Below are 25,009 nucleotides of genomic sequence, written 5' to 3'. Positions count from 1 at the left end.
TGCTTTGACGTGCATCCCCTTTATCCATACATCCCTGTCATCCCCATCCCTTTCATCCCTTGTATCCCTGTTATCCCCTGCATCCCTGTCTAAACCCACCTTATTTCTCATCAGGAAAAGCGAACTCACTTTACGAGTTCGCTTTCTCTGTTATCTTATCTTGGTCTTTCATTAATTGACGCACTGCAGCTTATGTCAGTTCCTGTGACAGCGAATGTGTTCATCCCAAGCTTCACATCGACCAAGGGACCGGGAATGCTCAAACGTCTGATCCTCATCGTTTCTCTTCTCATCGCTTCCGTTGCACCGGCACCGGCCGCCGATCACCTTCAGAAAACGCTCGTGGTAGGAAGCGAGGAGAATTTTCCTCCCTTCTCCACCGGCAGCACCGACGATACCGCCGGCGGCTTTGCCGTGGAACTCTGGAAAGAGGTCGCCCAGGAGGCGGGACTCAAATACACCATGAGGGTCAGGCCGTGGGGCGAACTGCTCCAGGAGTTCAAGGAGGGCAAGGTCGACGTCCTGGTCAACATCGCCACCTCGGAGGAGCGGCATCGCTACACCGATTTCAGCGTCCCCCACGTTACCGTCAACGGCGCCATCTTCGTGCGCAAGGGAGACTCCCGCATCAGCTCCGAGGCGGACCTGGCGGGAAAGTCCATCATCGTGTTCAAATCGGACCTGGCCCACGAGTACGCCATCTCCAGGGGATGGCAAAAACAACTGGTGCTGGTCAACGACGCCCGTGAAGGGCTCACGCTCCTTGCCTCGGGCAAGCACGACGCCATGCTCCTCAGCAAGCTGGCCGGACTCCAGACACTGCGGGAGCTACGCATCGACAACGTGCGGCCCCTGGAAGCCAGGGCGGGGTACGCACAGAAGTTCACCTTCGGCGTGCACAAGGGGGATTCGGACCTCCTCGCCGCGCTGAACGAGGGGCTGGCCCTGACCAAGGCGGACGGCGACTACGACAAGCTGTACCAGAAGTGGTTCGGCGTCTACGAAGCCAAGGAGCCGACCTTCCGGGACATGTTGAAGTACCTGCTTCCCTTCGTGCTCCTGGTGGCGTGCCTCGCCATCTACTTCTTATACAGGCGCAGCCGCGAACGCGAAGCGTCCGAGGCCGCTTTGCGCGAAAGCAAGCTGCGCCTGGACACCATCCTCGACAACGTCGGCGCCTACATCTTCATAAAGGACACCCAGTACCGCTACAGTTACGCGAACCGCAAGGTCTGCGAGCTGTTCGGCCAACCCGAAGACCAGATCGTGGGGAAGACCGACGCCGCGTTCTTCTCTCCGGAATCGGTCCGGGAGATCATCGTCAGCGACCGTCCGGTGCTCGAGGAGGGGCTCACGGTCAAAAGGGAAGAGACCAACCTGGCGGCCGAGGGCGAGCTGCCGCGCAGCTATTGGACGGTCAAGCTCCCGCTTAGGGACGAACAGGGCGCCATATACGGCATTTGCGGCATTTCCACCGACATCACGGAACTGAAGCATCTCGAGGACGAGCTGAAGAAGAAGAGTGTCGAGCTCGAAGAGCAGCTCGAGGAGCGGGAGATCGCCCAGGAGTCGCTGCAGGAGCAGACCGCGCTTCTCGAGGAGCAGACCGCGATGCTGGAAGAGGAGATCGAGGAACGCAGGAGGGCCGAGGTGGCTCTCAAGCAGAGCGAGGAGACCGTCCGGCACAAACTGAAGGCGATCCTGGAACCGGAAGGGGACGTCGGCACCCTGGAACTCTCGGATATCATAGACTGCGACATGCTCCAGTCCATGCTGGAGGATTTCTACAGGATCACCGGGATGCTGGGGGCGGTCCTCGACGTCTCCGGCAAGGTGCTGGTTGCGGTCGGGTGGCAGGATATCTGCACCAAGTTCCACCGGGTCCATCCCGAGGCGTGCAAGAACTGCCTGGAAAGCGACACTGTCCTTTCCAGGGGGGTGCCCATTGGGACCTACAGGCTGTATCGCTGCAAGAACAACATGTGGGACATGGTGACCCCTATCGAGGTGGGGGGGAGGCATGTCGGCAACGTCTTCATCGGGCAGTTCTTCTACGAGGACGATCCGCCCGACGTGGAGCTTTTCCGCGAGCAGGCCAGGCGCTACGGGTTCGACGAGACGCAGTACCTGGCCGCGCTGGACCGGGTGCCCCGTTTCACCAGGGAAGCGGCTGACGCGGGGATGAAATTCTACGCAGAGCTCACCAAGATGGTTTCCACGCTCAGTTTCACCTCGATCAAGGTCTCCAGAATGCTCGCCGAGCGCATCCATCTCGAAGAGCAGCTCCGGCAGTCGCAGAAGATGGAAGCAGTAGGACAACTGGCCGGCGGCGTCGCCCACGACTTCAACAACATCCTGCAGGTGATCACCGGCTACGGAAACATGCTCATGATGAACGACAGCCTCAGCAGCAAGGAGCAGGAATGGGTGGATCACATCCTGTCATCCTCCGAGCGGGCGGCGCAACTTACCAAGGGGTTGCTGGCGTTCAGCCGCAAGCAGGTCATCAACCTGGAACCTGTGGACCTGAACGAGGTCATCGAAAACTTCAGGAAATTCATCCTCAGGGTCATCGGGGAGGACATCCACCTGAAGACGGTCACCTACGGAGACCAGCTCATCGTGCACGCCGACGTGGGGCAACTCGAGCAGGTGCTGATCAACCTGGCGACCAACGCCCGCGATTCCATGCCCAAGGGGGGACTGCTGACCATCGAGACGGGGCTGCAGGCGGTGGAGTCCCCCTTTGACCACGAGTCAGGGCGGGCCGAATCGGGAAGCTACGCCGTGATAACCGTGTCGGACAGCGGCAGCGGCATGGACGAAGAGACCCGCAATAGGATCTTCGAGCCGTTCTATACCACGAAGGAGATCGGCAAGGGGACCGGTCTCGGCATGGCGATCGTCTACGGCATCGTCAAGCAGCATAGCGGGATCATCAACGTCTACAGCGAGCCCGGGCATGGGACCACCTTCAGGATCTACCTGCCGGTGCAGGAGGCCGGACCGGGCGATGCGGATGCCAAGTCCGTGCAACTGCAGGCTCCGGTGGGGGGGAGCGAGACCATCCTGCTGGCCGAGGACGATGCCGGAGTCCGCGAGCTGGTGGTGTCGGTCCTTGGCCAGTACGGTTACCGGGTAATCGAGGCGGTGGACGGGCAGGATGTCGTCGAGCAGTTTGCCGCAAACAGGGAAGAGGTGGCCATGATCCTCATGGACATGATCATGCCGAAAAAGAACGGCAAGGAGGCCTACGAGGAGATCTCGCTGCTGCAGCCGGGGGTGAAGGTGCTGTATTCGAGCGGGTACACTGCGGACTTCATCCAGAACAGAGGGGTGTCGGAAGAGGGTATCGAGCTGATCATGAAACCGGTGCAGCCGATGGAACTTCTGCGCAAAGTCAGGGAAATCCTGGACCACTGAGGGTGGGGGAGGGGGGGGACGCTTCAGCGGGACGGCTCTCTTTGCAAGACGTCCTCCTCAGCTGCGCGCCCTGCGGCACGGCCCCTTGTCATTGACCTCTCCTTCGCCACCTTGGCGTCGCGGAGCTGCTCGTATGCGGTGACGCAGGTGTAATAACAGTACGTCGAGCCGCCGTGAATATACCTCTCCTTAAGCCTTTCATACTGCTCGATTTTTGCCTGGATCTCCCCCACGGGCAGGGCCATCAGTTGCTGGTACTCGAAGGGCTGACAGTCGCAGTCCTCGGCACGCGCAGGTCCGTGCGAAATCAGCAGCAGAAACATCGACAGAGCTACTTTTTTCATGGCGTCTCTCCCGTAGCGAAACAACCTCGAATGTGAACCTCGGCCAATGTTAGCAGGCGTCAGCACTTCCGCAACCGGGAGGAGCCGTGCGATCAGTGGTCGGAAAAATCGCGCATGTCCGGGGCGTCTACTTTTGGGTGAACTGGTACTCCTTCCCGGGACCTGCCACGCAGGCGTTGCCGCCGCGTAGCAGGTCGGAAGGAACAATGATATGCCGCAAACGGCTGAGAAGATCCTGTTGCGCATGATCCCCTCGCCGGTTTTTCATCTGTGCAACTCGCTCAAATCCTACTTGAACCAGGACGGTTTGACCTCGACCGGAACGCCGTCATCCTGCGTGAATTGCACAAGGCTGTTCGCCGCGGTCTGAATGCAGATGAACCTGATGGAGTCTTCCGGGGAGGCGGTGATGCATCTTGCGCCGGCCGGATCGATGCGCACGACGTCTCCAGCTTCGACGGCGAACTCGTCTCCATCGACATAAAAGGTACCTTTGCCATTCAGGATGATGTAGACCTCTTCGTTCTGTCTGTGTGCGTGAACAAACGGCACAGTGACACCCGCTGGCAGTTCGTTGACGGATATTTCCGAACCTGTGAGCGACAGTTGCTCATGCAGCGTCACTCGTCCAAGTTCCTCGATGCTACCGGCCGAAACTACCTTGAAGTTATCTCCGATTCTTTCCATTTTTCTGCTCCTTTTCGTGTTGTTTGGTCCAACCCGGGTGACGAGGTGTCACCGCCAAAATGATTAGCCGATTGGTCGTGCTACTACCCTTGAATTAAAAAGTTCGTGGGCGAACTAATTGGGCAAAAAAATTTACCGGTTCAGGTTTTGCTCGATCACCGTCAGCAACTCTACAACATGCTGGCGATCATCCTGTGGCATGTCCCCGTAAACCTGTTCCCCTAAGAGGGTTGAGATCTCCTCGAAGTCCTTGCGAATTGCCTTTCCCTTTTCGGTGAGGCCGATAAGGGTGGAACGCCCGTCTCCGCTGCAATCCTGTTTATAGATATAACCGTGCTTTTCCAGGGTGTTGACCATTCCCGTGACCGTGGACTTGACTCTGCCGGACTGCTGGACGAGCGCCTTGATGGGGACTGGCTCGTTCTGGCGAAAAAGGAAGGCAAACACCAGGCCGTGAGCCGGAACAACTCCAGCCAGGCCGCGAGCCAGCAGTTCTCTTTCGATCAGCAAATTGGCCGCTTCGCGGATTCTCGCAACCAGGTCGATGATGTCGCGTGGTGTGTAGTTTCTCGCCATGTTTGAGACAATAGTTCGGCCACGAACTTTTTGTCAAGAGAAAATTTGGCGACTCCGCCATCGATCAGATCCGATTCTCGCGCGGTGTCGCCGCGGTTTTCCTATTGTGGAAATTGCGTCCACTACTTCCGCGTCGCATCTTCAGGTACTGACTCGGCATCGATGCTGATATTTCCCGGCAGCCGGCCGGAACCGGCCATTTTAACCTTGACTTTGACTGATCGGTCAACTATTTTGGGCGGCATGGGAAGAACGAGCGATGCAAGAGAACGTCTGTTGGCGGCGACGCTGGACCTGATCTGGGAACAGAGCTACAGCTCGGTCGGCGTCGATGCCATCTGCGAACGGGCCGTGGTGAAGAAGGGGAGCTTCTACCACTTCTTCAAGTCCAAGGCCGAACTGGCGGCGGAGGCGCTCCAGTCCCACTGGGAAGAGTACAAGTCGGAGATGGACGCCATCTTCTCCCCGACTGTCCCGCCGCTCAAGCGGCTCACCACCTACTTCGACAAGGTCTACCGGCACCAGCTTCAGACCAAAGAGGAAAAGGGATGTGTCTGCGGCTGCCCCTATTTCGAGATCGGTACCGAAGCGGCCAACCTCGACGCGGCCATCGCACAAAAGGCGGGAAGCGTCCTGCAAAATTACTTCCGCTACTTCGAATCGGCTGTCCTGGAGGCGCACGCCCAGGGGCAGATCTGCGTCAGCAATCCTTCCGCGGCGGCGCGCTGGCTGTTCAACTATTTCGAAGGGACCCTTGCCAACTCCCGCATCCACAACGACCCCGAACTGCTGCACGACCTTTCGGCCGGCGCATTACAACTCCTCGGGGCGAAGTAACGAACCACGTCATCCGGGGCGGCTGCCACCGGATTTTTTTGCGCAACGAATAGACCAACCGGTCAACTAATCAGGAGGGCGACATGCCAGTTATCGTATTTGAAGGTGGCACCATGGAAACGGAAATGAAAAGGACGCTGATCCGGCGGCTGACGGAAACGGCTGCCGAGGTCACCGCGATTCCCGCAGCGGCTTTCGTAACGGTTATTCACGAGCAGCCCTACCAGAACCTCGGTCTTGGCGGTGAAACCGTCGCCGACATCAAAGCGCGTCAGTAGAAATTTCACTTTCTCAGGAGGGAGATGTACATGTCGAAGAACATTCTCGTGTTGACCGGGAGCCCCAGGAAAGGGGGCAACACCGACAAACTGGCCGAAGCCTTTACCTGCGGGGCGGAGCAGGCGGGTCATACCGTGGTGAGGTTCAGGACGGCGGACAAAAACATCAAGGGGTGCATAGACTGCAAGACCTGCTTCAGCAAGGGCACGGCCTGTTCCATCCCGGACGATTTCGCCGAACTGGCTCCGCTTCTGGAGCAGGCCGATGTCCTGGTACTGGCCACCCCGCTTTACTGGTTCTCGTTCCCGGCGCAGTTGAAGCCGGCCATCGACAAGATCTACTCCTTCTTCGTCGGCAACAGGCCGCTGAAGATCAAGGAGTGCCTGCTGCTGGTGAGCGGCGGGGACAAGGAGCTACGGAAGTTCGACGGGATCGTGAAGTCGTACCAGCTGATCGCGGAGTTCCTGGGATGGCAGGACAGTGGCACGCTCATCGTGCCGGGACTGCATGACAAGGATGATGTGTTGAAGACGGACGGGCTGAAACAGGCTGAGGCATTGGGCAGGGGGATTGCCTGATCCAGATGTGCCGCCTGGAAACTCCCCCTGTTGTTGCTAGCCTCACCGCCATCAGTTCCACAGCTTGCGGCTTCACCCACCCCCCGGCCCCCTCCCGTCAAGGGAGGGGGGGATTGCTTAAGGGGGGATTGCTTTGGGACATGCGAACCAACATGAAGGGCGCCGGCAACGGGCGCCCTTTCTTCTTTCAACCCTTTCCTCCAGCTCCTGCTTGCCCTATGTTGCCCGATATGCTATTTGCTCACATGCAGTGCGGCGGTGCCCGACCCGGGACCATGACGGCGCCGACGCTTTGTCAGTGACATGGGTAAAGGGACGGTCCAAGTCCAGCCCCCTCCACGCTCCACCCCCTCCGGGGAAGGCTCGCCTGAGGAAGGCAACCTGAAATGAACCTGCCAGAAATGGCGAAAACAAAGGGACGCTATGACTGAAGGAAGCGAGACTTTGAAGCAACTGCTCGACCAGGCGAAGCAACAACAAATGTTCCTGGAGATGTTCGTCCGCTCCTGGGGCGATGACTACCGCTTAGGTGGCGGAACCATTCACTGCGGCAAGGGATGCAGCAACTGCTGCAGGCTCGCGGTGCACACCGGGTTCGCCGAGGCTCTGGCCATCGCCCGGCAGATGGGGGCGGAACAGGCGCGGGAGGTGGAGGCCTACGCTCTGAAGTTGCGGGAGATGGTGCAGGGGGTAGCGGAGCTGCCGCACTACCTGCGCCTGCACCGGGATAACATGGGGTTTTGTCCTCTTCTGAACGACGACGGGGCCTGCGGCGTTTATCCCGTCCGCCCGCTGACCTGCCGTTCGCTCATCTCAACCCGTGAAAGTGCGTGGTGCGGTGCCGATTTCTCCAAGATCGCTCCGGCGGACCGGGACGCCTTTCTGGCCGGCCTCGACCGGAAGGTCGTTTCGTTCCCGAGCCACTACGTCGCCGCGCTGCAGGAAAGCGGGAAGGAGTTGGAGGAGGCGGGGGCGCAGCTGATGCGGAGCTTGTTGGGGTTCGCCCTTTACGGGAACCTCGGGGTGCTGGTTCACCTGTGCCACAATCACGATCTGGCCGGGGCCGCTCTGCAGGGACGCGACGGCGCGGTTTCGGCGATCCGGGAGGCGGGGTTCGATCATCCGCTGCTGGTGAACGTTTCGTAGCCGGGGATATTGCTGCTGGCGGGGCGGCTTCAACTGGCGCCGTCCGCCTGTCGTGGTGCTGGATGACATGACGGGCGCGTTCATCTAACGGGAAATCCCTGAATTTCTCTACGAGGTTTTCCGCATCAGGTCCTTTAACCCTTTCAGGGTGTACGGTTTCTGGATGAAGCCGGTCAACCCCTTGCCGTCGAACTTGCTCACCACGTCCTGCTCACTGAAGCCGCTGGACATGATCACCCGCACCTCCGGGTCGAGGAGTTGCAACCGACGGAAGCACTCCTCCCCATCCATCCCGGGCATGGTGAGGTCCAGGAGGATGGTCCTCACGTCCGGGTTTTCCCGGTAAAGGGTCAATGCTTCTTCGCCGCCCGAGGCCACCAGCGGGGTGTACCCCAGTTCCCTGAGCATCCGGGTGCCGATGTTGCGCACGGTCTCTTCGTCATCGACGAGCAGTATCTTCCCTTCTCCCCGCCAGTCATCCTGAACCGGTTCCGCCTCGACGGGCGCGGTGGCGGCGTCGGCCGCCGGCAAAAACACCTTGAAGGTCGTGCCTTGCCCCGGCTCGCTGTAGATCCTGATCCCCCCCTTGTGCCCCCGGGTGATGCCGTGCACCGCAGCCAGCCCGAGACCCCGGCCGGTGAACTTGGTGGTGAAGAAGGGATCGAAGATCTTGTTCAGCACCTCTTCTTCCATGCCGCCCCCGGTGTCCACCACTTCCAGGAACACGTAGTTCCCTTCCGCCATGTCCCCCCCCAGAATCACGTTGCCGAGAGCTTCCTGGTCGAGCCTGACGGATCCGGTGCGGATGGTGATCGCCCCTTTTTGTTCCCCTATGGCCTCGGCGGCATTCACGACCAGGTTCATCAGTATCTGGCGCATCTGGTTCACATCCGCTTCCACCGCTGGAAGAGGACGGGAGAGTTCCAGTTTCAGTTGTGCGTTGGGGGCGGAGGTCTCCAGTACGTGCCGCAGCTCTTCGATCAACTGGTTCAGATCCGCCTTCTCGACCAGAAATCTTCCCTTCCCGGAGTAGGCCAGCATCTGCTTGGCGAGATAGGCGGCCCGGTTGGCGGCGGTTTCTATATTTTTGAGGTTGTCGGCGACGGGGGAATCCTGGGGAGCTTCATCAGCGACAGGTCGACGTTGCCGATGATCGCCATGAGGATGTTGTTGAAATCGTGGGCGATACCGCCGGCGAGGACGCCGAGGCTCTCCATCTTCTGGGCGTGCAGCAACTGCTGTTCGTAGCGGGCCCGCTCCTCTTCGGCCTTCTTGCGCTCGGTGATGTCCTGGCCGACGGCCTGCACCTCCACGAGCCTTCCCTGCGCGTCGAAGATCCCCCTGTTGGTCCATTGATGCCAGATGACGCCGCCGCCGGGGGCGAAGAAGGCGAGTTCACCGGTCTGGGGTGGCTGGCCGGGGGCGAGCCCGGCCAGGGAGTCCTGGAGCGCCGGGCGGTACTCGGGGATCACGAAATCGAGGAGGTTCCTGCCGGCCAGTTCCGCCTGGCTCATGCGGGCCTCCTTCGCCAGCGCCGGATTGACGTAAGTGAGCGTGCCGTCGGGAAGATAGGTGCAGATGTAGGCGGGACTGTCCTCGGAGATCTTGCGGTAGCGCTCCTGGCTTTCCCTGAGCGCCTGCGTGGCCCTCACGGCGCTGCTGTGGGCGTGGCGCAGCATGAAGGCGATCACGGTCAAAAGCGAGCTGACGACGAGACCTCCCGCGAGGTAGCTGCGGGACTGGTTTTTCCCCTGCTCACGCGCGAAGGTGGGGAGCGGCTGGAAGGTGAAGAGCCAGTCGCGACCGAACCTTTTCACGGTGCGGCTGGTCTTGAATTCGGGGACGTAATTCCGGGGGAGGCTCACCTTCCAGTCCGCGACGCTGTCGAAGAGAAGGGCCGAGTCTGAGGCGCGGTTTTCGGTGTAGATCCGGAAGCCGATGTCGAGCGGCGCCTTGGGAAAGGTCGCCGACATGAAGTCCCTCATCCGGATGGGGCTGTAGGTGTACCCCGTGAGCGCGTCCCTGCGCTGTTCCGCGGTGGCGATGGCCTTGGTCCGGTCATAGACCGGGAGGTACATCAGCACCCCTTTCTGGCGGTCTTTTTCCGTTTCCTGCACCAGGAACACGGGATTGGTGAGTGCTGCATCCCCGGTGTCGCGCGCCTTCGCCATGGCGTTGTGACGGTTGGACTCGGAGAACATGTCGTAGCCGAGGGCCCGCTGGTTGCGCCAGTCGAACGGTTCGAGATAGACGATGGCCGTGTAGTCGCTCCGCTCTCCCCCGGGCCAGATGCGGTAGTCGGTGAACCCTTCCGCCCGCATACGCCGGATATGACGCTCCCTGTCCTTGGGAAGCACGACCTCGGCGTAGCCAAGCCCCTGCAGGCCAGGGTAGTTTTTGTCCAGGGAGAGCGACAAGGCGTAGCGGTGCCATTCGTCACGGGTGACGCTGTCGCTTGCGTTGAAGAGACCAGCGGCCCCGCGCAGGATCTGCTCGTCGTCGAGCATCCGGTTCAGGAACCGGTCCATGATTTCGATGCTCTTGTCGTGGAAGGCGGTCTGGAAGCGGAGGGCGAGGCTGCGGTCGTATTGGTGCCAGAAGAAGAGGGTCATCGACAGGGACAGGGTCAGGACCAGGTATGGAAGCAGGTTCACCACTTTCCCCCAGGAGGAAACTCCGGGAAGCGGCAAAACGGCACCTTCCTTTGGCTGGATTTTGTCTGTCGGCATTCTGTCGCTCCCCGGTTCGCAGGTGGCTCTCCTGGCCTGGCGGCAGGATGATTAACTTTACAGAAGTTATGCCCGAATTCAATACCCGCTCGGGTCGCGATGCCCGAAATTGGTAGCCGTTACGCCGTGGTACCTCCAGGGGCGGCGGCCCTGATGACCTCGCGCAGCGAGGAGAGAGTGTAAGGTTTTTGGATCAGACCGGCGAGTCCCTTCCCCACGAATTTCCGCGACACCTCGTGTTCGCTGAAGCCGCTGGACATGATGACCCGGACCGCCGGATCGGTCTGTCGGAGCTCCCGGAAACACTGCTCACCGTCCATGTGAGGCATGGTGAGATCCAGCAGCACCAGGTCGATGTCCGGGTGGTTACGGTAGACCTCGAGCGCTTCGCGGCCGTCCGTCGCGGTGATGACCTCGAAGCCGAGCTCGCGCAGCAGGTCGCTGCCGGTGCTCCGGATGGTCTCCTCGTCGTCGACCAGGAGCACGACCCCCTTGCCGCGCCAGAGGTTGCCTTTCGACTCGGAGGAGCCGTCCGCGGCCGCCCCATCCGCTGCCGGCAGCAGCACCTTGAAACTGGTTCCCTGCCCCGGTTCGCTGTAAACCTTGATCGCTCCCTTGTGGCTGCGGATGATGCCGAGCACCGCCGCCATCCCGAGGCCGCGGCCGGTGAATTTGGTGGTGAAAAAGGGATCGAAGATCCTGGCCAGGGTTTCCTTGTCCATCCCGCAACCGGTATCGCTGACCTCGAGCGCGACGTAGGAGCCCTCGGCGATGGGATCTACCAGCCAGGCGTCCTTCAGGTACTCCTCCCTGCAGTCGAGACAACCGGTCGAGACGGTAATGACGCCATCCTGGTCGCCGATGGCCTCGGACGCGTTGATGACCAGGTTCATGACGATCTGCCTGATCTGGGTCGCATCCACCTCGATCGCCGGGAGCCGCTCGGCAAAGTTGTACCGCAGCACGGCCTTCTTGGAGAGGGCCACCTGAAGCATGTGCCCCATTTCCTGGAGCAGCCGGTTCAGGTCGATGGACTCGATGACGAACTTCCCCTTCCCCGAATAGGCGAGCATCTGCCGGGCCAGGTCCGCGGCGCGCAGGGCGGACGTCTCGATGCGCCGCAGGTTGTCGAGCACCGGAGATTCCGGGGCGAGCCGGAGTTGGGCAAGCTCCGCGTTTCCTATGATGGAGGTGAGGATGTTGTTGAAATCGTGGGCGATGCCGCCGGCTAAAACCCCAAGGCTCTCCAGCTTCTGGGCGTGCAGCAGCTGCTGTTCCAGCCGGATGCGCTCCTCCTCGGCCTTCTTGCGCTCGGAGATGTTCCTGGCCACGCCGATGACGGCGGGGTGCCCCTCGAAATCGATGCGCCGCACCTTCACCTCAGCCGGGAACGTGGTCCCGTCCCCGCGGCGGTGCACGGTTTCGAAGGTGACCGAGGAGGAGGGGGGGAAACTCTCGATCTGGCTGGCGACCTTGCCGCCATCGCAGTTGATGGCGTCGAGCTCGTCGATGCTTTTGGCCACCAGCTCCTCCCTGGTGAGGCCGAGCTCGTGGCAGGCCTGGTCGTTGGCGTCAAGGATCCTCCCCGTGGCGTCGGCGATGTAGATGGGATCGGCCACGTTCTGGAACAGTTCCCGGAAACGCTGCTCGCTGGCCGCGACCTCCCGCTCGGACCTGGTCCGTTCCGCGACTTCCCGCTGGAGGTCGGCGGTGCGCTCCCGGACGCGATCCTCGAGCTGCACCGACAGGGCCTTCAGGGCCTGCTGCGCCTTTTCCCGCTCCTTTAGCTCCTCCTTGAGCGACGCGGTGCGGCTGCGCACGACCTTCTTCAGGGCGTAATTCGCGTAGGCCGCCGCAACCAGGAGGAGGGCGAGCAGTACCGCGACGCTGCCGGTGATGAAGGTCCTGGTCGGGCGCCAGCGCATGTCGTCGACGAAGATCCATTTCTGCAGGGCGCGGCTGCGTTCTTCCCGGTCGATGGAGGCAAGCCCTTTGTTCAGAATCCCCTGCAGCACCGGCCAGTCCTTGCGCACCCCCATTCCCCACCGGTACTCGAAGTCGGTCTTCCCCACCAGTTGCAGGTTGGTTATCCCCGCCTCCTGCGCGTAGAAGGTGGCGTTGGCCATGTTCTCGACATAGTAGTCCACCATGCCGAGCGAGGTCTTGGCAAGTGCAGTGGATACGTCGGGTACCACTTCCAGCCTGATCTCCGGGAACCTGGTACTGAGGATGTCGTGGGAGGCGTAGTTGGAAACGACGGCCACCTTTTTCCCCTTGAGATCCGCCAGGGTAAGGTTGGTCCGGGACCCGCCGCGCGCGAAGATGCCGCCCGGGACGGTGACCAGGGTGTCGGTGAAGAGCGCGAACTTCTCCCGGTTCGGCGTGCGCACCATGGCCCCGAGGAGGTCCACCTCGTGCGCCTTGAACTTCTCAAGCACCTCGTCCCAGTTCTTCAGATGGACGGCCGTGATGGTGACGCCGAGTTTTTGCTCGAGTAGCCGGATCATGTCGGCTGCAGCGCCCTGGTACTGCCCTTTCTCGTCGAAGAATTCGATGGGCTTGAAATCCGGGTCGGGGGCGAGTTTGATGACGGGATGCCGCTGGAGCCATTGCCGCTCCTCGGCAGTGAGTTGGACGCCGGTGCCGGTCTGGCCGGTGCCCCAAACAGGCGCCGACAGGAATGTCACGAACACAAGGGCCGCTGTTACAGCAAATCGGATACAAGTCATTTCGCCATCCATCATCGGGTGAAGATGCGTCAACTGCGCCGGGTAACAGTGAATCCCTTTTCGGCAGATACAGGTGCAACCTTTACCAATGATTTGAAGGTGAAGGGGAATACTTCGCTATAAGGGCGCACCGCCTGAAACTGTAAGGCGCCCTCAACCGCTGCCGCATGAGGAGCGCGCGGGCGGCCGGGCGGCGGCGCGCATCAGTGGCGAGTACGCGGGAGGTGGGACCGCTATTGACATAGTCCCGGCCACATCCTATCCTGAGTGGGTCAGGGAGCGAAAAACGCTGACAGATAGGAGGTTTATCATGACAAGACCCATTCCGGAAGGATTTCACACAGTGACAGCGATGTTCATGTTCAAGGAGTGCCGCAAGGCGATTGAATTCTATAAAAACGCCTTCGGGGCCGTGGAGAGATACGCGATGCCGGGACCTGACGGGCAGGGGATAATGCACGCAGAACTGCTGGTGGGGGATTCCATCATCATGATGGGAGACGAGTTCCCCGGCGAAAACTGCAAGAGCGCGGAAACACTTGGAGCTTCTCCGGTCAGCTTCTACCTTTACGTCGAGAACGTCGACGCGGCCTTCCGGCGTGCGCTGGAAGCGGGTGCCGTGGAGAAGATGGAGGTGCAGGAGATGTTCTGGGGAGACCGGGCAGGTTCGCTGCAGGACCCATTCGGGTACAACTGGATGCTCGCGACCCATACCAGGGACTTGAGCCCTGAAGAGATCAGCGACGGCGCCAAGGCCGCCTTCGCCCAGATGCCGAAGGAAATCAAATCGTAACGTAACGCGTGCCGCTTCCGTCGCCCGCGGTGGGGGAGAGATGTTCCTGCCCACGCGGGCGCCGAAAGCGGCGGAAAGGTGAAAAGGTGGGCAACGATGAAGAGCATGTTGACAATAGCCGTCACGGCGCTCATGGGAGCGCAGATCGCCAGCGCCGGGGCGGGGTGGTACACAGGGGACGCACGCTGCATTCCTCCCGGGGACGATGGGACCTATGCCGCACCGTACGATGCCAGGGAGCATCCCGGCGACTTCCCGACTTTTCCCGGGGCGGACAAGCCCGGGTGGTTCTGCAGCTATCAGCGGGAGGACGGGGTCCTGGTCCAGTACGGCACCAGCCTGACGCCGCAGCAGCAATGGATGGCGGTCTGGGCCGCCGGCGCGAACGGCATGGATTGAGTGCGGGAGGCCCCAACGGGGAGGTCCGTTATGAAAGAGCTGGAAGGAAACATCATCTTGATTACCGGTGCGACCGACGGGCTGGGTGAAAAGGTCGCCACCGATTTCGCCGCCCTCGGGGCGACGCTGTTATTGCACGGCAGGGACCCCGGGAAGGGACGGCGTGTGGCAACCTCCATCCGTGAGACCACCGGGAGTGACCGGCTGCACTATTACAACGCCGACCTTTCCTCGCTGGCAGAGGTGGAGGCCCTGGCCGATTCCATCGCCAGCGACTGGCGCGGGGTGGACGTCCTCATCAACAACGCGGGTGTGGGGGCGGGGCCCGATCCCAAACGGCGCGACCTCAGCGACGACGGCTTCGAGCTCCGCTTCGCGGTGAACTACCTGGCGCCGTTTCTGCTGACCTACCGGCTGTTGCCGCTGCTGCGCCGGCGGGCCGAGGAGGTGGGGGAGGCGCGCGTGGTCAACGTGGCTTCGGTCGCGCAGCAGGCACTGGACTTCGACGACCTGATGCTGGAGCAGGGATATGACGGGATGCGCGCCTACGCCCAAAGCAAACTGGCGCTGATCATGTTCAGCTTCGATCTCGCCCATGAGGTGGCGGGAACGGGGATCACGGTGAACGCCCTTCATCCGGCCTCGCTCATGGATACCAGGATGGTGCGGGAATGGTTCGGGACGGCCCGGACCACGGTGGAGGAAGGGGCGCGCTACCTGGAGCGCCTGGCGGTGGACGACGAACTGCATGGGAAAACGGGGCTCTACTTCGACCAGGGGAGCCCGAAACGGGCGGCGGAACAGGCTTATGACGACGAGGCGCGCCGGCGGCTCAGGGAGTTGAGTCTTAAATTGATCAGCCTGCGCCGACAGCAGTTCGTGGGGATCCAATAGTGGGACAAGAAACGAAGACATCAAACCCTGTATTTAACGCAAAGCCGCAAAGGCGCAAAGAACGGCAAATCTCAAAAACCGAGATGGATTTGATAACCTATTCCTCGCGGAGCAGCACCAACTCCCAGAGATCTTCGTTGAGATCGTGCCGGAGCAGGTGCCGCCCACCGTCCTCCACCTGGACCATGAAGTAGTTGCCGTCCCGGTCGTACCAACGATCGAGGACGCCGGTGACAGTGAACGTCCGGTCACGCCAGATGAAAGCGGTGGGACGCTCGTCGGCCTTGTAACCGGCATAACAGGTAACCCTTACCCGCTCTCCCATCTAGTCTCTCCTTCCCATCTGTCACAATTCCTTGCGCGAACCGGCCGGCGAGAACCGCACCGCGACGATCCGGATCAGGGCCAGTGAAAGGACCAGCGAGATGGTCATGGCGACCTCCTGCCAGTCGATCTCCTTGTACCAGAAAGCCATCACCTCCGTGAGCACCGTGACGATCACGGTGTCGATGATGTAGGTTACTTTCACCCGCCCTTCGGTGGAATAGGCGAGCGCGGTGCGCAGTACCTCGATGATGGCAAGCACGGTCAGCAGGTCCACCATGATCTGCTTGAAGGCACCGTGAAACTCCTGGTTGAAGACAAGGCGCAGGTCGTAGAGCGTGCACCCGACGCCGGCAACGATGGCAAGCAGGATGGCGATGATCAGAAGGGACAACACCGCGCGTGCAGACATCTCGTAAAACCGGTTCAGCTTCAGATCGACACTGTTTTCTCTCCACATCGATTTTTCTCCTCCGTAGCGTTTGCGGCGAACGTAGCAGAGGAAGGTTACAGGGTGATGGGCGCGATTTTACAATTGCGTGACATCGCCTTCTTTTTGCAGTCCGGCCAGCTGGGCCAGCAGCTTCGCGGTGTCGGGAAAGCCCCGCTGGATGTGACGGACGACGCCGCTCTTGTCGATGACGAAGGTGGCGCGCCCCGACCCGTAGAGCTTCTGTACGGTACCTTTCTCGTCGGCCACGAGCGGGAAGGAGATCTGTTTCTCACTGGCGAAATCCCGGTGGGTCGCCAGCGTGTCGCTGCTCACGCCCAGGACCTGGGCGTCCTGCTTCTCAAAAAGTGAAAGCTCCTTTTGAAAAGCATGCATTTCGCTGGTTCAAACCGGGGTGAAATCGGCGTAGTAAAAGGCGAGCAGCACGTGGCTTTTTCCCGCGTAGCCGGTGAGGCTCACCGTCCCGTGAGTCGATTCCGCCTCGAAGTCCGGCGCTTTTTCACCAACCCGCGGCAGGCGGGATCCGATGCTCCCTATGGCGGCGAGCGCCGAGGTTGCCATGCTTCCAAAAATCGATCGTCTCATCTTCATCCCTCCCGTTGAATGCGCAAACGGTGCGCCGGTGATGGCGCGCCACCCCGCGAGTGTACCAGAAAACACAAAAAAACCAGCTTCCCGGGGGAAACTGGCGTCAGATGTTTCGTTCGCGCAGGACGCTTAACGGTGCGCGCTTTTTCTGCGCCACCAGGTTGCGCCGAACATGCCGGCGCAGCCGGCGGCCATCAGCAGCGCCGTGGAAGGCTCGGGGATGGGGGGCGGGTCGCACTTCACGGAGACGGTCCAGGTCCCGTCGTTGAAATTCCCGGCGGAATCGAGGCCGTGGATGCCGACGTCATAGGAACCGTCGGGGGAGTTCTCGGAGTAGACGGTGTACCTGGTGTTCCTCGGGTCATCGGCAAGCCAGATCCACCAGCCGTAGGGGGTCCCGTCAGCTTTGAGACCGTCAAAGATCTGCAGTTCCGCGACGTAGCCGTCGGCCATGTTCAGGGTCTGGTAGCCATCGGACATGACGAAGGAGATCATTTCCGAGCACTGGTTCTCGGCGAAGCCTCGCTCGCCGTAGCTCAGGGGATGATCGGTGAGCAACGAGATGGTGACGTGGTTGGCGGGAGTGTAGGTGGTCCCGCTGAACCAGTCGAAGGGGACTCCGACGTATTCGTAATCGTAGAGATGGGCGTGCGAGGACACCGGCAGAAGCAACAACGCCAGAATCGCTGCGGCGAGAATCTTGGTCCTCATCTGTGACCTCCTTTGCTGCTGTCAGTCGTGCACCGATAAGCTGATTATATTTTTCCAAGAAAATAGGGGCAATGCCTAAGGCATTAAACGGCTGCCTGGTCGGCGTTAATAAGAGAGGCCGGATCCATCGGATTCCGGCCTCCGGCGCTCTGGCGGCGGCAGTGCACGTCGCCAGCTTTGCAGGCTCCTTTGATATTTCTCCAGGACCCGGCTCGAGACCGGGTGCTCCAGGGAGACCGGCACCAGGTATTTGCCGGCCGGCGCTCATAGGGCCTCCGCGCTACCCTGTCACGTCACCCCCAGGTCCCTGAGCGCGAGGGTGGCGGCGTGGTAGCCGCACATGCCGTGCACGCCGCCGCCGGGGGGAGTCCCCGAGGAACAGAGGTAAACGCCGGGAAGCGGGGTCCGGTATGGTGCCAGGAGCTTGGGGCGGGCCAGGCATTGACGCAGGTCCTGGACTCCGCCGTTGATGTCGCCTCCTATGTAATTGCCGTTGTATTCCTCGAACTCCAGGCAGTTGCGGGTGCTGCGCGCCAGGACGAGGTCGCGAAAGCCGGGGGCGAAGCGCTCCACCTGCGCCTCGATGCGCTGAGTCATGTCCAGGGTGGAGCCGTGCGGCACGTGGCAGTAGGCCCAGGCGACGTGTTTTCCCTGCGGCGCGCGCGAGGCATCCAACAGGGTGGGCTGCGCCACCAGCACGAAGGGGTGTTCCGGGTGGCTGCCCCGCCAGACCTCCGCCTCGCCGGCGGCAATCTCCGCCGCGGCCCCCCCTACGTGAACGGTTGCGGAGCGGCGGCACCCGGCGGCGGTCCAGGGAATGGGGGCGCTCAGCGCCCAATCGATCTTGAAGACGCCGGGGCCGTAGCGGTAGCGCCGCAGCGTGCGAAGGTAACCCGCCGGGAGGCGCGGTCCGGCGAGCGGCTCCAGCTGGCGCGCGGTGATATCTAGCATGACGATCCGCGCCGCCGGGAGGTCGGCGAGGCTTTTGATGCGGCACCCGGTGACGATATCCCCTCCCATCGAGCTCAGGCAGGAGGCGAGAGCGGAGGCGATGCTGCGCGAGCCCCCCTGGGCGACGGGCCAGCCGGCCACGTGGCCGAGCGTGCCGAGGATGAGGCCGAAGGCGGCCGAAAGCGGGCGCTCCAGCGGCAAAAAGGCGTGGGCGGACATCCCGGCGAAGAGGGCGTGGGCGTGCGTTTCCTTGAAGGCGAGCCGGGCGAGCAGCTGCGCGGGGAGCAGTCCCTTCATGCCGAAACGGGCCATGGAGATGGGGTGCCGGGGGAAATGAAGCGGCGCCAGGAGATCCGGGGCGAGGTCGTCCCAGCGCTCCACCAGCGGCGCGAAAAGGGTGCGGTAGGAGGGGCCATCGGTGCCAAGGAGGGAGGAGGTCCGCTCCAGGTCACGATACAGGAGGGCGGCATCGCCATCGGGGAGAGGGTGGGCGAGCTGCACCTCGGGATGGATCCACTGGAGGCCGTGATCGGAAAGGGGTAACGACTGAAAGAAGGGGGAGGCGACACCCAGGGGGTGGATGGCGGAGCAGACGTCGTGCAGGAAACCGGGGAGGGTGAGTTCGTCGCTGCGGGTTCCACCTCCGATGGTGGCGGCTCCCTCCACCACGGTGACCGACAGGCCGGCCCTGGCCAGGGTCAGGGCGGCGGCCAGACCGTTGGGCCCGGAGCCCACGACGACGGCATCCATGTCGCTCCCTTTGGGCATCTCGACATCCCCCTTGCCGGCTGGAATGAAAACACGAGGTTCAAGTCTAGCAGAGGGACAACCATTGGCCACGGAGAATATCCGGGGAAAATCCGGGGAAGGCGCGGTACGGGAGGGAGAGCGGTGTCGGGGCGGCGGTCCTGCAAGAGGGGGATGCTGATCGAAAGCGGGTGAGGCAAGGGGCGCAGTCCCGGGTGGTGCGACGTTTATTGACGCATGGACCGGATATCCTGACCGAAAGAGGAGGTGTGGAGATGATTTTGGATCCTGAAACGGACCGGGGCGCTCGTGTGGGGGTGGCCGCAATCGGCCCCGGCGGGGTGCGGATCACTGGAAAACTTGGCCAGCGGCTCCCCGTCCTGGAGACGTTGCCGGAGAGTGATTCCTGTGAGGAGCGGGACACCCAGCCGATGGACCTGGCGTTTGTGGTGAGCGGGATGGAGGACGAGACGGTCGCCCGCGAGACAGTGCGGAGAGCGACCCTGGCGCGCGGGTTCCCTTCGGGTGGCTTCTGCGTGGCCGTGGTGACCCAATCCTCGGTCGCTCCCACTTCGGACGTGCTCCGATGTCTGCAGGAGTTGGGACAGGTGGTGGACGCGCTGTTCCTGGTATCGCACCTGAATCTGAAACCGCTGTACCAGGATGCCCCCCGCATCATGACGGAGCTTGCGTTGGAGGAATTGCTGGCCGGCAGCATGATCGAGGATGTCACGCGGCTCATCACCGAGCGCGGCTTGATCTGCATCGACTACGCGGATGTGCGGGCCATAATGCGCGACGGCAGCGGCGATGCCTGCCTCGGGGTCGGGCTGGCCGGCGGGGAAGGGGGGGCGGCGCTGGCGGCGGAAAAGGCCGTGCGGACCATCAGGGAGCAGGGGGTGGACCTCTGCCGGCAGGGGGCCTTCCTCGTCTGCATCAAAGGTTCGACCAACATCACCATGGATGACTTCGATGACGCCTCCCGGGTGGTCCATGACAGCATCCACCGTGACGCCAACATCATCGCGGGGCTATTACTGGACGACGACCTCGGCGCCAATGTCCGGGTGCTGATCATGGCCAAGAAGGACGCCGAGCCGGTCGCCCCGGTGGTGGACGAGCGCCTGCGCCGCTTCCTGGAAGAGAAGTGAACCGGAAGAAAAGTGCGACCGCGGCCGGGGGGGGGGAGCTGGGGAAAAAGAGGGGGGCGTCCGTGACTCTTCAGACGCCTCCCTGTGCCGGGCGCGGGTGCCTGGAGGGGAACCGCTAGTGTTGGGCGTGACGGATGCCGAGCATCATCCGGCCGGGGCCGGGGATGCCGGTGGGAACGAAGGCAACCTGGTCGCCCGGATGCACCTCGTGGTCCAGGGCATACGCCTTGTGGTTCACGAAAACCGCCTCGATCTTCTCCATGGGAAGCCCGAGGTCACGGGCGATGGCTTCCGCCGGACATCCCTCCTCGGGGACCGCCACCTCGGCCTGGGAAGGAAGACCATGGTCTTTCCTGAAGGTGTGCAAAAGGCCGAACATCCTGACTGTCGTGTTTGCTTTCGAAGACATGACTGACTCCTCTCTTTTGGTTGTGACATAGCGGGCGGGTGCTTCACCGTTTCATGCTGCAACTGCCAGAGTGAGGCATCTGCTCAGTGATCGAACGATCGTTCGGTAAAAAAGTTTACACTATAAATGTGAGGATGGGAAGGAGGATATGCACGGGAAATGGGAGAGGGGAGTGATTTGTCAGTCGCTATGAGAAAGCCGGAGTTGCGGGCCTGCGGCCCGCAACTTGCCGGCGGGGGTTAGCGGGTGCGGTTCAGGGCGAGGAGGAGCAGCTCGGCCAGGTGCAGTGGCTTGCGCTCGGTCGCCTGCAGGATCTGGGTGCGACAGCTGAAACCGTCGGCGACGATGAGGTCTCCGGACGAGGCCTCTCGCACCGCGGGGAGAAGCCCCATCTCACTGATGCGCATGGAGATCTCGTACTTCCCCTTCTCGAAGCCGAAGGAGCCGGCCATGCCGCAGCACCCCTTTTGGGGCTCGACCACGGTGAGCCCCATCTGCTTCAATAGTTCGTGCGCGGCCTCGGGGTTCAAAAGCGCCTTTTGGTGGCAGTGGGCCTGGTACACGATGGTCCCGGAAAGCTTCGGCGGCGAGAGGTGCTCCTTCTTCATGAATTCGGAAAGGGTCAGGGTGAGGCTGGTGACCCTCTTGCCGTCCTCGTGCTGCGGGTAGAGCTCGGATAGCTCGTCGCGGAACTCGCGGCGGTGCTCGGTTCCAGGACCAGCACCGGAATCCCCTGGCGCACGTAGGGGCTCAAAATCCCGACCGCCTCGAGGATCTTCTTCCTGGCGTAGTCGAGCATGCCGTAGTCGATGGGGGGCGCACCGCGGGGGGACGCTTTTTCGGGACGATCACCTGGTAGCCGTAGCGGGTGAGGAGTTCGAAGGCGGCCTTCAGGGTTTCCGGAAAGAAGCAGTCGTTGAAGATGTCCACGTAGAGGACGACGCGCCGACCTTCGCTGCGACCGCCATGATTGCCGCTTTGGTACCAGGAGGTGAAGGTCTCCGCGGCGAAACGGGGCATGCTCCGTTCAGGCGCGATGCCCCCCACTGCCTTGGTGATGCCGGAAAGAACCGGGGTCTGCCCCATGAAGTTGGCGAGGGCCGGCACCTTGGCACCCAGGGAGCCCCAGATCCCGAACAGCCCCATGGAGTACGCCGGGAGCGGGCGGAGCCGGTGACGGTAGTGGTGGTGCAGGAACTCCGCCTTGTAGGTGGCCATGTCCACGTTGACCGGGCAGTCGGTCTTGCACCCCTTGCAGGAGAGGCAGAATTCCAGGGATTCCAGCACCTCCTTGCTGTGCCAGCCGTCGGAGACGAAATCCCCCCGGAACATCTCGAAGAGGAGGTGCGCGCGCCCCCGGGTGGTGTGCTTCTCCTCCAGGGTGGCCAGAAAGCTCGGGCACATGAAGGCGTCGTGGCTGCGGCGGCACTTCCCCACCCCGACGCAGCGCAGGACAGCGCGCGGGAAGCTGCCGTCGTCGTTGGGGAAACGGAAGCGGGTCTCCGGCTGCCAGGGGTTGTACTCCGGCCCCAGCCGCAGGTTCTGGTCGGGACGGAAGGGCTCCACGACCTTGCCCGGGTTCATCTTCCAGCCGGGGTCCCACAGCTCCTTGAAGCGGCGGAACGCCTCCAGGAGCCCGGGGCCGTACATCTTCTCCAGGTACATCGCCTTGGACTGCCCATCGCCGTGTTCGGCCGAGAAGGAGCCCCCATAGCGGACCACGAGGTCGGTGGCCTTGTCCAGGAAGCTCAGGTAGTTCTGCACCCCCTGGTGCGTGAAGAGGTCGAAGGAGATGCGGCAGTGGATGCAGCCGTCGCCGAAGTGGCCGTAGAGCGAGGCGATCAGGCCGTGCTCCTGCAACAGGGCATGGAAATCGCGCAGGTACGGTCCCACTTTCTCAGGCGGGACGGCGGCGTCCTCCCATCCCGGCCACCCAAGCGGCACCCCCGGAACGTTCGCGGTGGCGCCGAGACCCGACTCGCGCACCTCCCAGACCATCTTCTCCTCCTTGCTGTCGGAAAAGAGCTTCATGGTGGGGGGGGCGTCCCGCTTGCCGATCTTCTTCATCGCCTGGCGCGCCTTGCGGTCGGACTCCTCCTTGCTGTCGCCGCCGAACTCCGCCAGGAGCCACCCCTTCCCCTCGGGGAGGAGCTCGATGTCCTCTGGATGCAGTTTTTTCTTCTTCATGAACTTGATGAGGAGTTCGTCAAGCCCCTCCAGGCCGACCGGCCCGAACTCCATGAGCGTCCCGATGTCGTCGGCGGCGCTGTAGACGTCGGGGTAGCCGAGCACCAGGAGCGTCCGGGACGGCGGGCTGTGCACCAGGCGCACGGTCGCCTCCAGGACGGTGACGCAGGTCCCCTCGGTCCCCACCAGGGCCCGCGCCACGTTGAACCCGTTTTCCGGGAGGAGGTCGTCCAGGTTGAAGCCGGAGACGCGGCGCGGGATCCTGGGATAGCGGCGGCGGATGTCCCTGGCGTAGCGGTCGCGGATATCGCGCAGCCCCGCGTAGATCTCCCCCCGCCTCCCGCCGGCCGCGATGATCCTTTCCAGTTCCTCCTCGGAAGTCGGGCCCACGGTCATGCGCACGCCGTCGTAGGTGACCACGTCCAGCTCCAGCACGTTGTCGGCGGTGCGCCCCGCCATCACCGAGTGGATGCCGCAGGAGTTGTTGCCGATCATCCCCCCGAAGGTGTTGTGGTCGTGGGTGGCCGGGTCGGGGCCGTAGGTCAGGTGGAACTTCTCGGTCTCGTCGCGCAGCTGGTCGAGGATCACCCCCGGCTGCACCCGCGCGATCCTCCTTTGCGGGTCGATCTCCAGGATGCCGCGCAGGTATTTGGAGTGGTCGATGACGACGGCGACGTTGCAGGTCTGGCCGCACAGCGCGGTGCCGCCGCCGCGCGAGACCACGGGGGCTCCGTGTCTGTGGCAGACCTCCAGGGTCTTTATGACCGCGTCCGTGCTCCTCGGGAGCACCACGCCGACCGGCACCTGGCGGTAGTTGGAGGCATCGGTCGCGTAGAGGGCGCGGCTCGTGCTGTCGAAACGGACCTCCCCGTCCACCGCGGCGCGCAGGTCGGCCTCGAGCGCCTTCGCGTTCAGCATGTCACCTTCTGTTCTTTCCGCTTCGCTCATCGCTTCACCTCTCTTGCGTCAGATCTCGAATCGCGCCGCCTCCGTCACCCTGAGCGCGAGGCCGTGCCCGGGGCGCTCCAGGTCGGGCGCCAGCGTGCCGTGCCATGGCTCGATCACCCCGTCCAGAAGCATCCGCTCGATGCGGACGTGGTCGTGGAAGTACTCCAGGTGGCGGATGGGGGTGGCGGCGCAGCAAAGGTGCAGGTGCAGCGCCGGCGCGCAGTGGGACGACATGGGAAGCCCCCAGGCGCCGCAAAGGGCGGCGGCCTCCATGAACCCGGTCACGCCGCAGCGGGTGGCGTCGGCCTGGAGCACGTCGACGCAGCCATCCCGCAGAAGGTCCAGGAAATAGCGGAGGTTGAAGCCGTACTCACCGGATGAGATCTCCATCCCCTCCGGCGCGAGGTCGCGCACGAGACGCAGCCCCTCCCGGTCCTGGTGCGGCACCGGTTCCTCGAACCAGGTCACCCCCTGGGCGGCGAAGCCGGCGGCGAGCGCCAGCGCCTGTTTCCGGGAGTAGCCGCCGTTGGCGTCCACCATGAGCTCCGCCTCCCCCCCTATCGCCTGCCGCGCCGCCGTGACCCGGTCCGGGTCCGCCTTGGCGTCGCGCCCGACCTTCATCTTGACCCGGGTGATCCCCTGTCCCACCCACCCCGAAAGCTGGCGCTGCAGCTTGTCGACGGAGTAGGAGGTGAAGCCGCCGCTGCCGTAGGCCGGGACCCGCTCGCGCGCCTCGCCAAGGAGGGAGACCAGCGGCACCCCGAGCAGCCGGGCCTTCAGGTCCCACAGGGCGGTATCCAGGGCCGAGACGGCCAGCATGCCGATCCCCGATTCCCCCACGTTGCGCAGGGCGCCGACGAGGGTGACCCAGCAGCCGGCGATGTCCAGCGCGTTGCGCCCGCGCACGAGGTCGGCGAGCCTGTCCCTGATCAGGGTCGCCGCCGCCGGGCAGGCGTAGCTGTAGCCGAAGCCCCTTTCCCCGCCGCAGAACACGTGCGTTGCGACCATGACGGTGTCCTCCCACCGGTAGGTGCCGTCGGATTCGCGCTCCTCGGTCGGGATGCGGTAGCAGTTCACCTCGACCCGTTCCACGATGGCCTGTCTCATGCCGGTTCCTCCTCCGTGCCG

The 25,009-nt window shown here is 62.7% G+C and carries 24 protein-coding genes; 9 read left to right on the top strand and 15 right to left on the bottom strand.

Going from position 1 to position 25,009, the window contains the following annotated elements:
• Positions 1 to 255 precede the first annotated feature (255 nt).
• Complete coding sequence (locus tag KP001_RS09735) at positions 256 to 3,423, top strand: PocR ligand-binding domain-containing protein (protein ID WP_217289317.1); 3,168 nt, start codon at positions 256 to 258, stop codon at positions 3,421 to 3,423.
• A 23-nt stretch (positions 3,424 to 3,446) separates the two neighbouring features.
• On the opposite strand, the gene KP001_RS09730 is transcribed toward KP001_RS09735, so the two are convergent.
• From KP001_RS09730 to KP001_RS09720, 3 genes are all read right to left on the bottom strand, one after another.
• Positions 3,447 to 3,767, bottom strand: a complete 321-nt coding sequence (locus KP001_RS09730) for a hypothetical protein (RefSeq protein WP_217289316.1) — start codon at positions 3,765 to 3,767, stop codon at positions 3,447 to 3,449.
• Between the two features lie 288 nt (positions 3,768 to 4,055).
• Positions 4,056 to 4,454 (bottom strand): cupin domain-containing protein, encoded by a 399-nt coding sequence (locus tag KP001_RS09725; RefSeq protein ID WP_217289315.1) that lies wholly within the window; start codon positions 4,452 to 4,454, stop codon positions 4,056 to 4,058.
• Between the two features lie 132 nt (positions 4,455 to 4,586).
• Positions 4,587 to 5,030, bottom strand: a complete 444-nt coding sequence (locus tag KP001_RS09720; RefSeq protein ID WP_217289314.1) for a MarR family winged helix-turn-helix transcriptional regulator — start codon at positions 5,028 to 5,030, stop codon at positions 4,587 to 4,589.
• 276 nt (positions 5,031 to 5,306) lie between these two features.
• Here KP001_RS09720 and KP001_RS09715 point away from each other — a divergent pair, with 276 nt between their 5' ends.
• The 4 genes from KP001_RS09715 (at position 5,307) to KP001_RS09700 (ending at position 7,870) form a co-directional block, all read left to right on the top strand.
• Positions 5,307 to 5,867, top strand: a complete 561-nt coding sequence (locus KP001_RS09715) for a TetR/AcrR family transcriptional regulator (RefSeq protein WP_217289313.1) — start codon at positions 5,307 to 5,309, stop codon at positions 5,865 to 5,867.
• Between the two features lie 83 nt (positions 5,868 to 5,950).
• Positions 5,951 to 6,145, top strand: a complete 195-nt coding sequence (gene dmpI / locus KP001_RS09710; RefSeq protein WP_217289312.1) for a 4-oxalocrotonate tautomerase DmpI — start codon at positions 5,951 to 5,953, stop codon at positions 6,143 to 6,145.
• Positions 6,146 to 6,175: 30 nt separating this feature from the next.
• A complete protein-coding gene (locus tag KP001_RS09705; protein ID WP_217289311.1) occupies positions 6,176 to 6,724 on the top strand; it encodes a flavodoxin family protein in 549 nt (182 codons plus the stop codon).
• A 423-nt stretch (positions 6,725 to 7,147) separates the two neighbouring features.
• Complete coding sequence (locus tag KP001_RS09700) at positions 7,148 to 7,870, top strand: YkgJ family cysteine cluster protein (RefSeq protein ID WP_217289310.1); 723 nt, start codon at positions 7,148 to 7,150, stop codon at positions 7,868 to 7,870.
• Positions 7,871 to 7,978: 108 nt separating this feature from the next.
• Here KP001_RS09700 and KP001_RS22000 read toward each other — a convergent pair whose 3' ends face one another.
• From KP001_RS22000 to KP001_RS09690, 3 genes are all read right to left on the bottom strand, one after another.
• Positions 7,979 to 8,911, bottom strand: coding sequence for a hybrid sensor histidine kinase/response regulator (locus tag KP001_RS22000; protein WP_239027960.1), 933 nt, complete (start codon positions 8,909 to 8,911; stop codon positions 7,979 to 7,981).
• A gap of 38 nt (positions 8,912 to 8,949) precedes the next feature.
• Positions 8,950 to 10,599: a CHASE domain-containing protein gene (locus KP001_RS21995; protein ID WP_239027959.1), complete on the bottom strand. Its 1,650-nt coding sequence runs from the start codon at positions 10,597 to 10,599 to the stop codon at positions 8,950 to 8,952.
• Positions 10,600 to 10,718: 119 nt separating this feature from the next.
• Positions 10,719 to 13,292, bottom strand: a complete 2,574-nt coding sequence (locus KP001_RS09690) for a response regulator (RefSeq protein ID WP_367620604.1) — start codon at positions 13,290 to 13,292, stop codon at positions 10,719 to 10,721.
• Between the two features lie 346 nt (positions 13,293 to 13,638).
• Here KP001_RS09690 and KP001_RS09685 point away from each other — a divergent pair, with 346 nt between their 5' ends.
• The 3 genes from KP001_RS09685 to KP001_RS09675 all read left to right on the top strand — a co-directional run bounded on the left by KP001_RS09685 (position 13,639) and on the right by KP001_RS09675 (position 15,414).
• Complete coding sequence (locus tag KP001_RS09685) at positions 13,639 to 14,121, top strand: VOC family protein (RefSeq protein WP_217289308.1); 483 nt, start codon at positions 13,639 to 13,641, stop codon at positions 14,119 to 14,121.
• Between the two features lie 96 nt (positions 14,122 to 14,217).
• On the top strand, positions 14,218 to 14,520 hold the full coding sequence (locus KP001_RS09680; protein ID WP_217289307.1) for a hypothetical protein: 303 nt from the start codon (positions 14,218 to 14,220) through the stop codon (positions 14,518 to 14,520).
• A gap of 30 nt (positions 14,521 to 14,550) precedes the next feature.
• Complete coding sequence (locus KP001_RS09675) at positions 14,551 to 15,414, top strand: SDR family NAD(P)-dependent oxidoreductase (protein WP_217289306.1); 864 nt, start codon at positions 14,551 to 14,553, stop codon at positions 15,412 to 15,414.
• 97 nt (positions 15,415 to 15,511) lie between these two features.
• Here the strand turns inward: KP001_RS09675 and KP001_RS09670 are convergent, their stop codons facing one another.
• The 5 genes from KP001_RS09670 to KP001_RS09650 all read right to left on the bottom strand — a co-directional run bounded on the left by KP001_RS09670 (position 15,512) and on the right by KP001_RS09650 (position 19,207).
• Positions 15,512 to 15,739, bottom strand: a complete 228-nt coding sequence (locus KP001_RS09670; protein WP_217289305.1) for a DUF6504 family protein — start codon at positions 15,737 to 15,739, stop codon at positions 15,512 to 15,514.
• Between the two features lie 21 nt (positions 15,740 to 15,760).
• Positions 15,761 to 16,198: a phosphate-starvation-inducible PsiE family protein gene (locus KP001_RS09665; RefSeq protein ID WP_217289304.1), complete on the bottom strand. Its 438-nt coding sequence runs from the start codon at positions 16,196 to 16,198 to the stop codon at positions 15,761 to 15,763.
• A 69-nt stretch (positions 16,199 to 16,267) separates the two neighbouring features.
• Entirely contained in the window at positions 16,268 to 16,774 is a 507-nt protein-coding gene (locus KP001_RS09660) for a peroxiredoxin family protein (protein WP_217289303.1), read from the bottom strand.
• 132 nt (positions 16,775 to 16,906) lie between these two features.
• A complete protein-coding gene (locus KP001_RS09655; RefSeq protein ID WP_217289302.1) occupies positions 16,907 to 17,488 on the bottom strand; it encodes a PEP-CTERM sorting domain-containing protein in 582 nt (193 codons plus the stop codon).
• 288 nt (positions 17,489 to 17,776) lie between these two features.
• Positions 17,777 to 19,207, bottom strand: coding sequence for a phytoene desaturase family protein (locus tag KP001_RS09650; protein ID WP_217289301.1), 1,431 nt, complete (start codon positions 19,205 to 19,207; stop codon positions 17,777 to 17,779).
• Between the two features lie 254 nt (positions 19,208 to 19,461).
• On the opposite strand from KP001_RS09650, the gene KP001_RS09645 reads away from it, so the two are divergent.
• On the top strand, positions 19,462 to 20,337 hold the full coding sequence (locus tag KP001_RS09645; RefSeq protein ID WP_217289300.1) for an FtsZ/tubulin family protein: 876 nt from the start codon (positions 19,462 to 19,464) through the stop codon (positions 20,335 to 20,337).
• A 115-nt stretch (positions 20,338 to 20,452) separates the two neighbouring features.
• Here the strand turns inward: KP001_RS09645 and KP001_RS09640 are convergent, their stop codons facing one another.
• The 4 genes from KP001_RS09640 to KP001_RS09630 all read right to left on the bottom strand — a co-directional run bounded on the left by KP001_RS09640 (position 20,453) and on the right by KP001_RS09630 (position 24,988).
• Positions 20,453 to 20,746, bottom strand: a complete 294-nt coding sequence (locus KP001_RS09640) for a MoaD/ThiS family protein (protein ID WP_217289299.1) — start codon at positions 20,744 to 20,746, stop codon at positions 20,453 to 20,455.
• Positions 20,747 to 20,985: 239 nt separating this feature from the next.
• Positions 20,986 to 21,354, bottom strand: coding sequence for a heterodisulfide reductase-related iron-sulfur binding cluster (locus KP001_RS21985; RefSeq protein ID WP_239027958.1), 369 nt, complete (start codon positions 21,352 to 21,354; stop codon positions 20,986 to 20,988).
• A 142-nt stretch (positions 21,355 to 21,496) separates the two neighbouring features.
• Complete coding sequence (locus KP001_RS09635; RefSeq protein WP_239027957.1) at positions 21,497 to 23,881, bottom strand: FAD-binding and (Fe-S)-binding domain-containing protein; 2,385 nt, start codon at positions 23,879 to 23,881, stop codon at positions 21,497 to 21,499.
• Between the two features lie 18 nt (positions 23,882 to 23,899).
• Positions 23,900 to 24,988 (bottom strand): enolase C-terminal domain-like protein, encoded by a 1,089-nt coding sequence (locus tag KP001_RS09630; protein WP_217289298.1) that lies wholly within the window; start codon positions 24,986 to 24,988, stop codon positions 23,900 to 23,902.
• Positions 24,989 to 25,009: the final 21 nt, after the last annotated feature.

This window comes from Geomonas subterranea (assembly GCF_019063845.1).
Taxonomy (GTDB): domain Bacteria; phylum Desulfobacterota; class Desulfuromonadia; order Geobacterales; family Geobacteraceae; genus Geomonas; species Geomonas subterranea.
The sequence above is the reverse complement of the archived record's forward strand: the minus strand, read 5'-3'. Positions and strand labels throughout refer to the sequence as shown.

Excerpts from the sequence above, each read along its gene's own strand:
- KP001_RS09720 (WP_217289314.1), bottom strand. The coding sequence starts at position 5,030 with ATGGCGAGAAACTACACACCACGCGACATCATCGACCTGGTTGCGAGA.
- KP001_RS09635 (WP_239027957.1), bottom strand. The coding sequence starts at position 23,881 with ATGAGCGAAGCGGAAAGAACAGAAGGTGACATGCTGAACGCGAAGGCG.
- KP001_RS22000 (WP_239027960.1), bottom strand. The coding sequence starts at position 8,911 with ATGCTGGCCTACTCCGGGAAGGGAAGATTTCTGGTCGAGAAGGCGGAT.
- KP001_RS09645 (WP_217289300.1), top strand. The coding sequence starts at position 19,462 with ATGATTTTGGATCCTGAAACGGACCGGGGCGCTCGTGTGGGGGTGGCC.
- KP001_RS09725 (WP_217289315.1), bottom strand. The coding sequence starts at position 4,454 with ATGGAAAGAATCGGAGATAACTTCAAGGTAGTTTCGGCCGGTAGCATC.
- KP001_RS09640 (WP_217289299.1), bottom strand. The coding sequence starts at position 20,746 with ATGTCTTCGAAAGCAAACACGACAGTCAGGATGTTCGGCCTTTTGCAC.
- KP001_RS09685 (WP_217289308.1), top strand. The coding sequence starts at position 13,639 with ATGACAAGACCCATTCCGGAAGGATTTCACACAGTGACAGCGATGTTC.
- KP001_RS09655 (WP_217289302.1), bottom strand. The coding sequence starts at position 17,488 with ATGAGGACCAAGATTCTCGCCGCAGCGATTCTGGCGTTGTTGCTTCTG.
- KP001_RS21985 (WP_239027958.1), bottom strand. The coding sequence starts at position 21,354 with ATGAAGAAGGAGCACCTCTCGCCGCCGAAGCTTTCCGGGACCATCGTG.
- KP001_RS09700 (WP_217289310.1), top strand. The coding sequence starts at position 7,148 with ATGACTGAAGGAAGCGAGACTTTGAAGCAACTGCTCGACCAGGCGAAG.
- KP001_RS09730 (WP_217289316.1), bottom strand. The coding sequence starts at position 3,767 with ATGAAAAAAGTAGCTCTGTCGATGTTTCTGCTGCTGATTTCGCACGGA.
- KP001_RS09630 (WP_217289298.1), bottom strand. The coding sequence starts at position 24,988 with ATGAGACAGGCCATCGTGGAACGGGTCGAGGTGAACTGCTACCGCATC.
- dmpI (WP_217289312.1), top strand. The coding sequence starts at position 5,951 with ATGCCAGTTATCGTATTTGAAGGTGGCACCATGGAAACGGAAATGAAA.
- KP001_RS09705 (WP_217289311.1), top strand. The coding sequence starts at position 6,176 with ATGTCGAAGAACATTCTCGTGTTGACCGGGAGCCCCAGGAAAGGGGGC.
- KP001_RS09680 (WP_217289307.1), top strand. The coding sequence starts at position 14,218 with ATGAAGAGCATGTTGACAATAGCCGTCACGGCGCTCATGGGAGCGCAG.
- KP001_RS09650 (WP_217289301.1), bottom strand. The coding sequence starts at position 19,207 with ATGCCCAAAGGGAGCGACATGGATGCCGTCGTCGTGGGCTCCGGGCCC.
- KP001_RS21995 (WP_239027959.1), bottom strand. The coding sequence starts at position 10,599 with ATGCCGACAGACAAAATCCAGCCAAAGGAAGGTGCCGTTTTGCCGCTT.
- KP001_RS09665 (WP_217289304.1), bottom strand. The coding sequence starts at position 16,198 with ATGTGGAGAGAAAACAGTGTCGATCTGAAGCTGAACCGGTTTTACGAG.
- KP001_RS09735 (WP_217289317.1), top strand. The coding sequence starts at position 256 with ATGCTCAAACGTCTGATCCTCATCGTTTCTCTTCTCATCGCTTCCGTT.
- KP001_RS09670 (WP_217289305.1), bottom strand. The coding sequence starts at position 15,739 with ATGGGAGAGCGGGTAAGGGTTACCTGTTATGCCGGTTACAAGGCCGAC.
- KP001_RS09675 (WP_217289306.1), top strand. The coding sequence starts at position 14,551 with ATGAAAGAGCTGGAAGGAAACATCATCTTGATTACCGGTGCGACCGAC.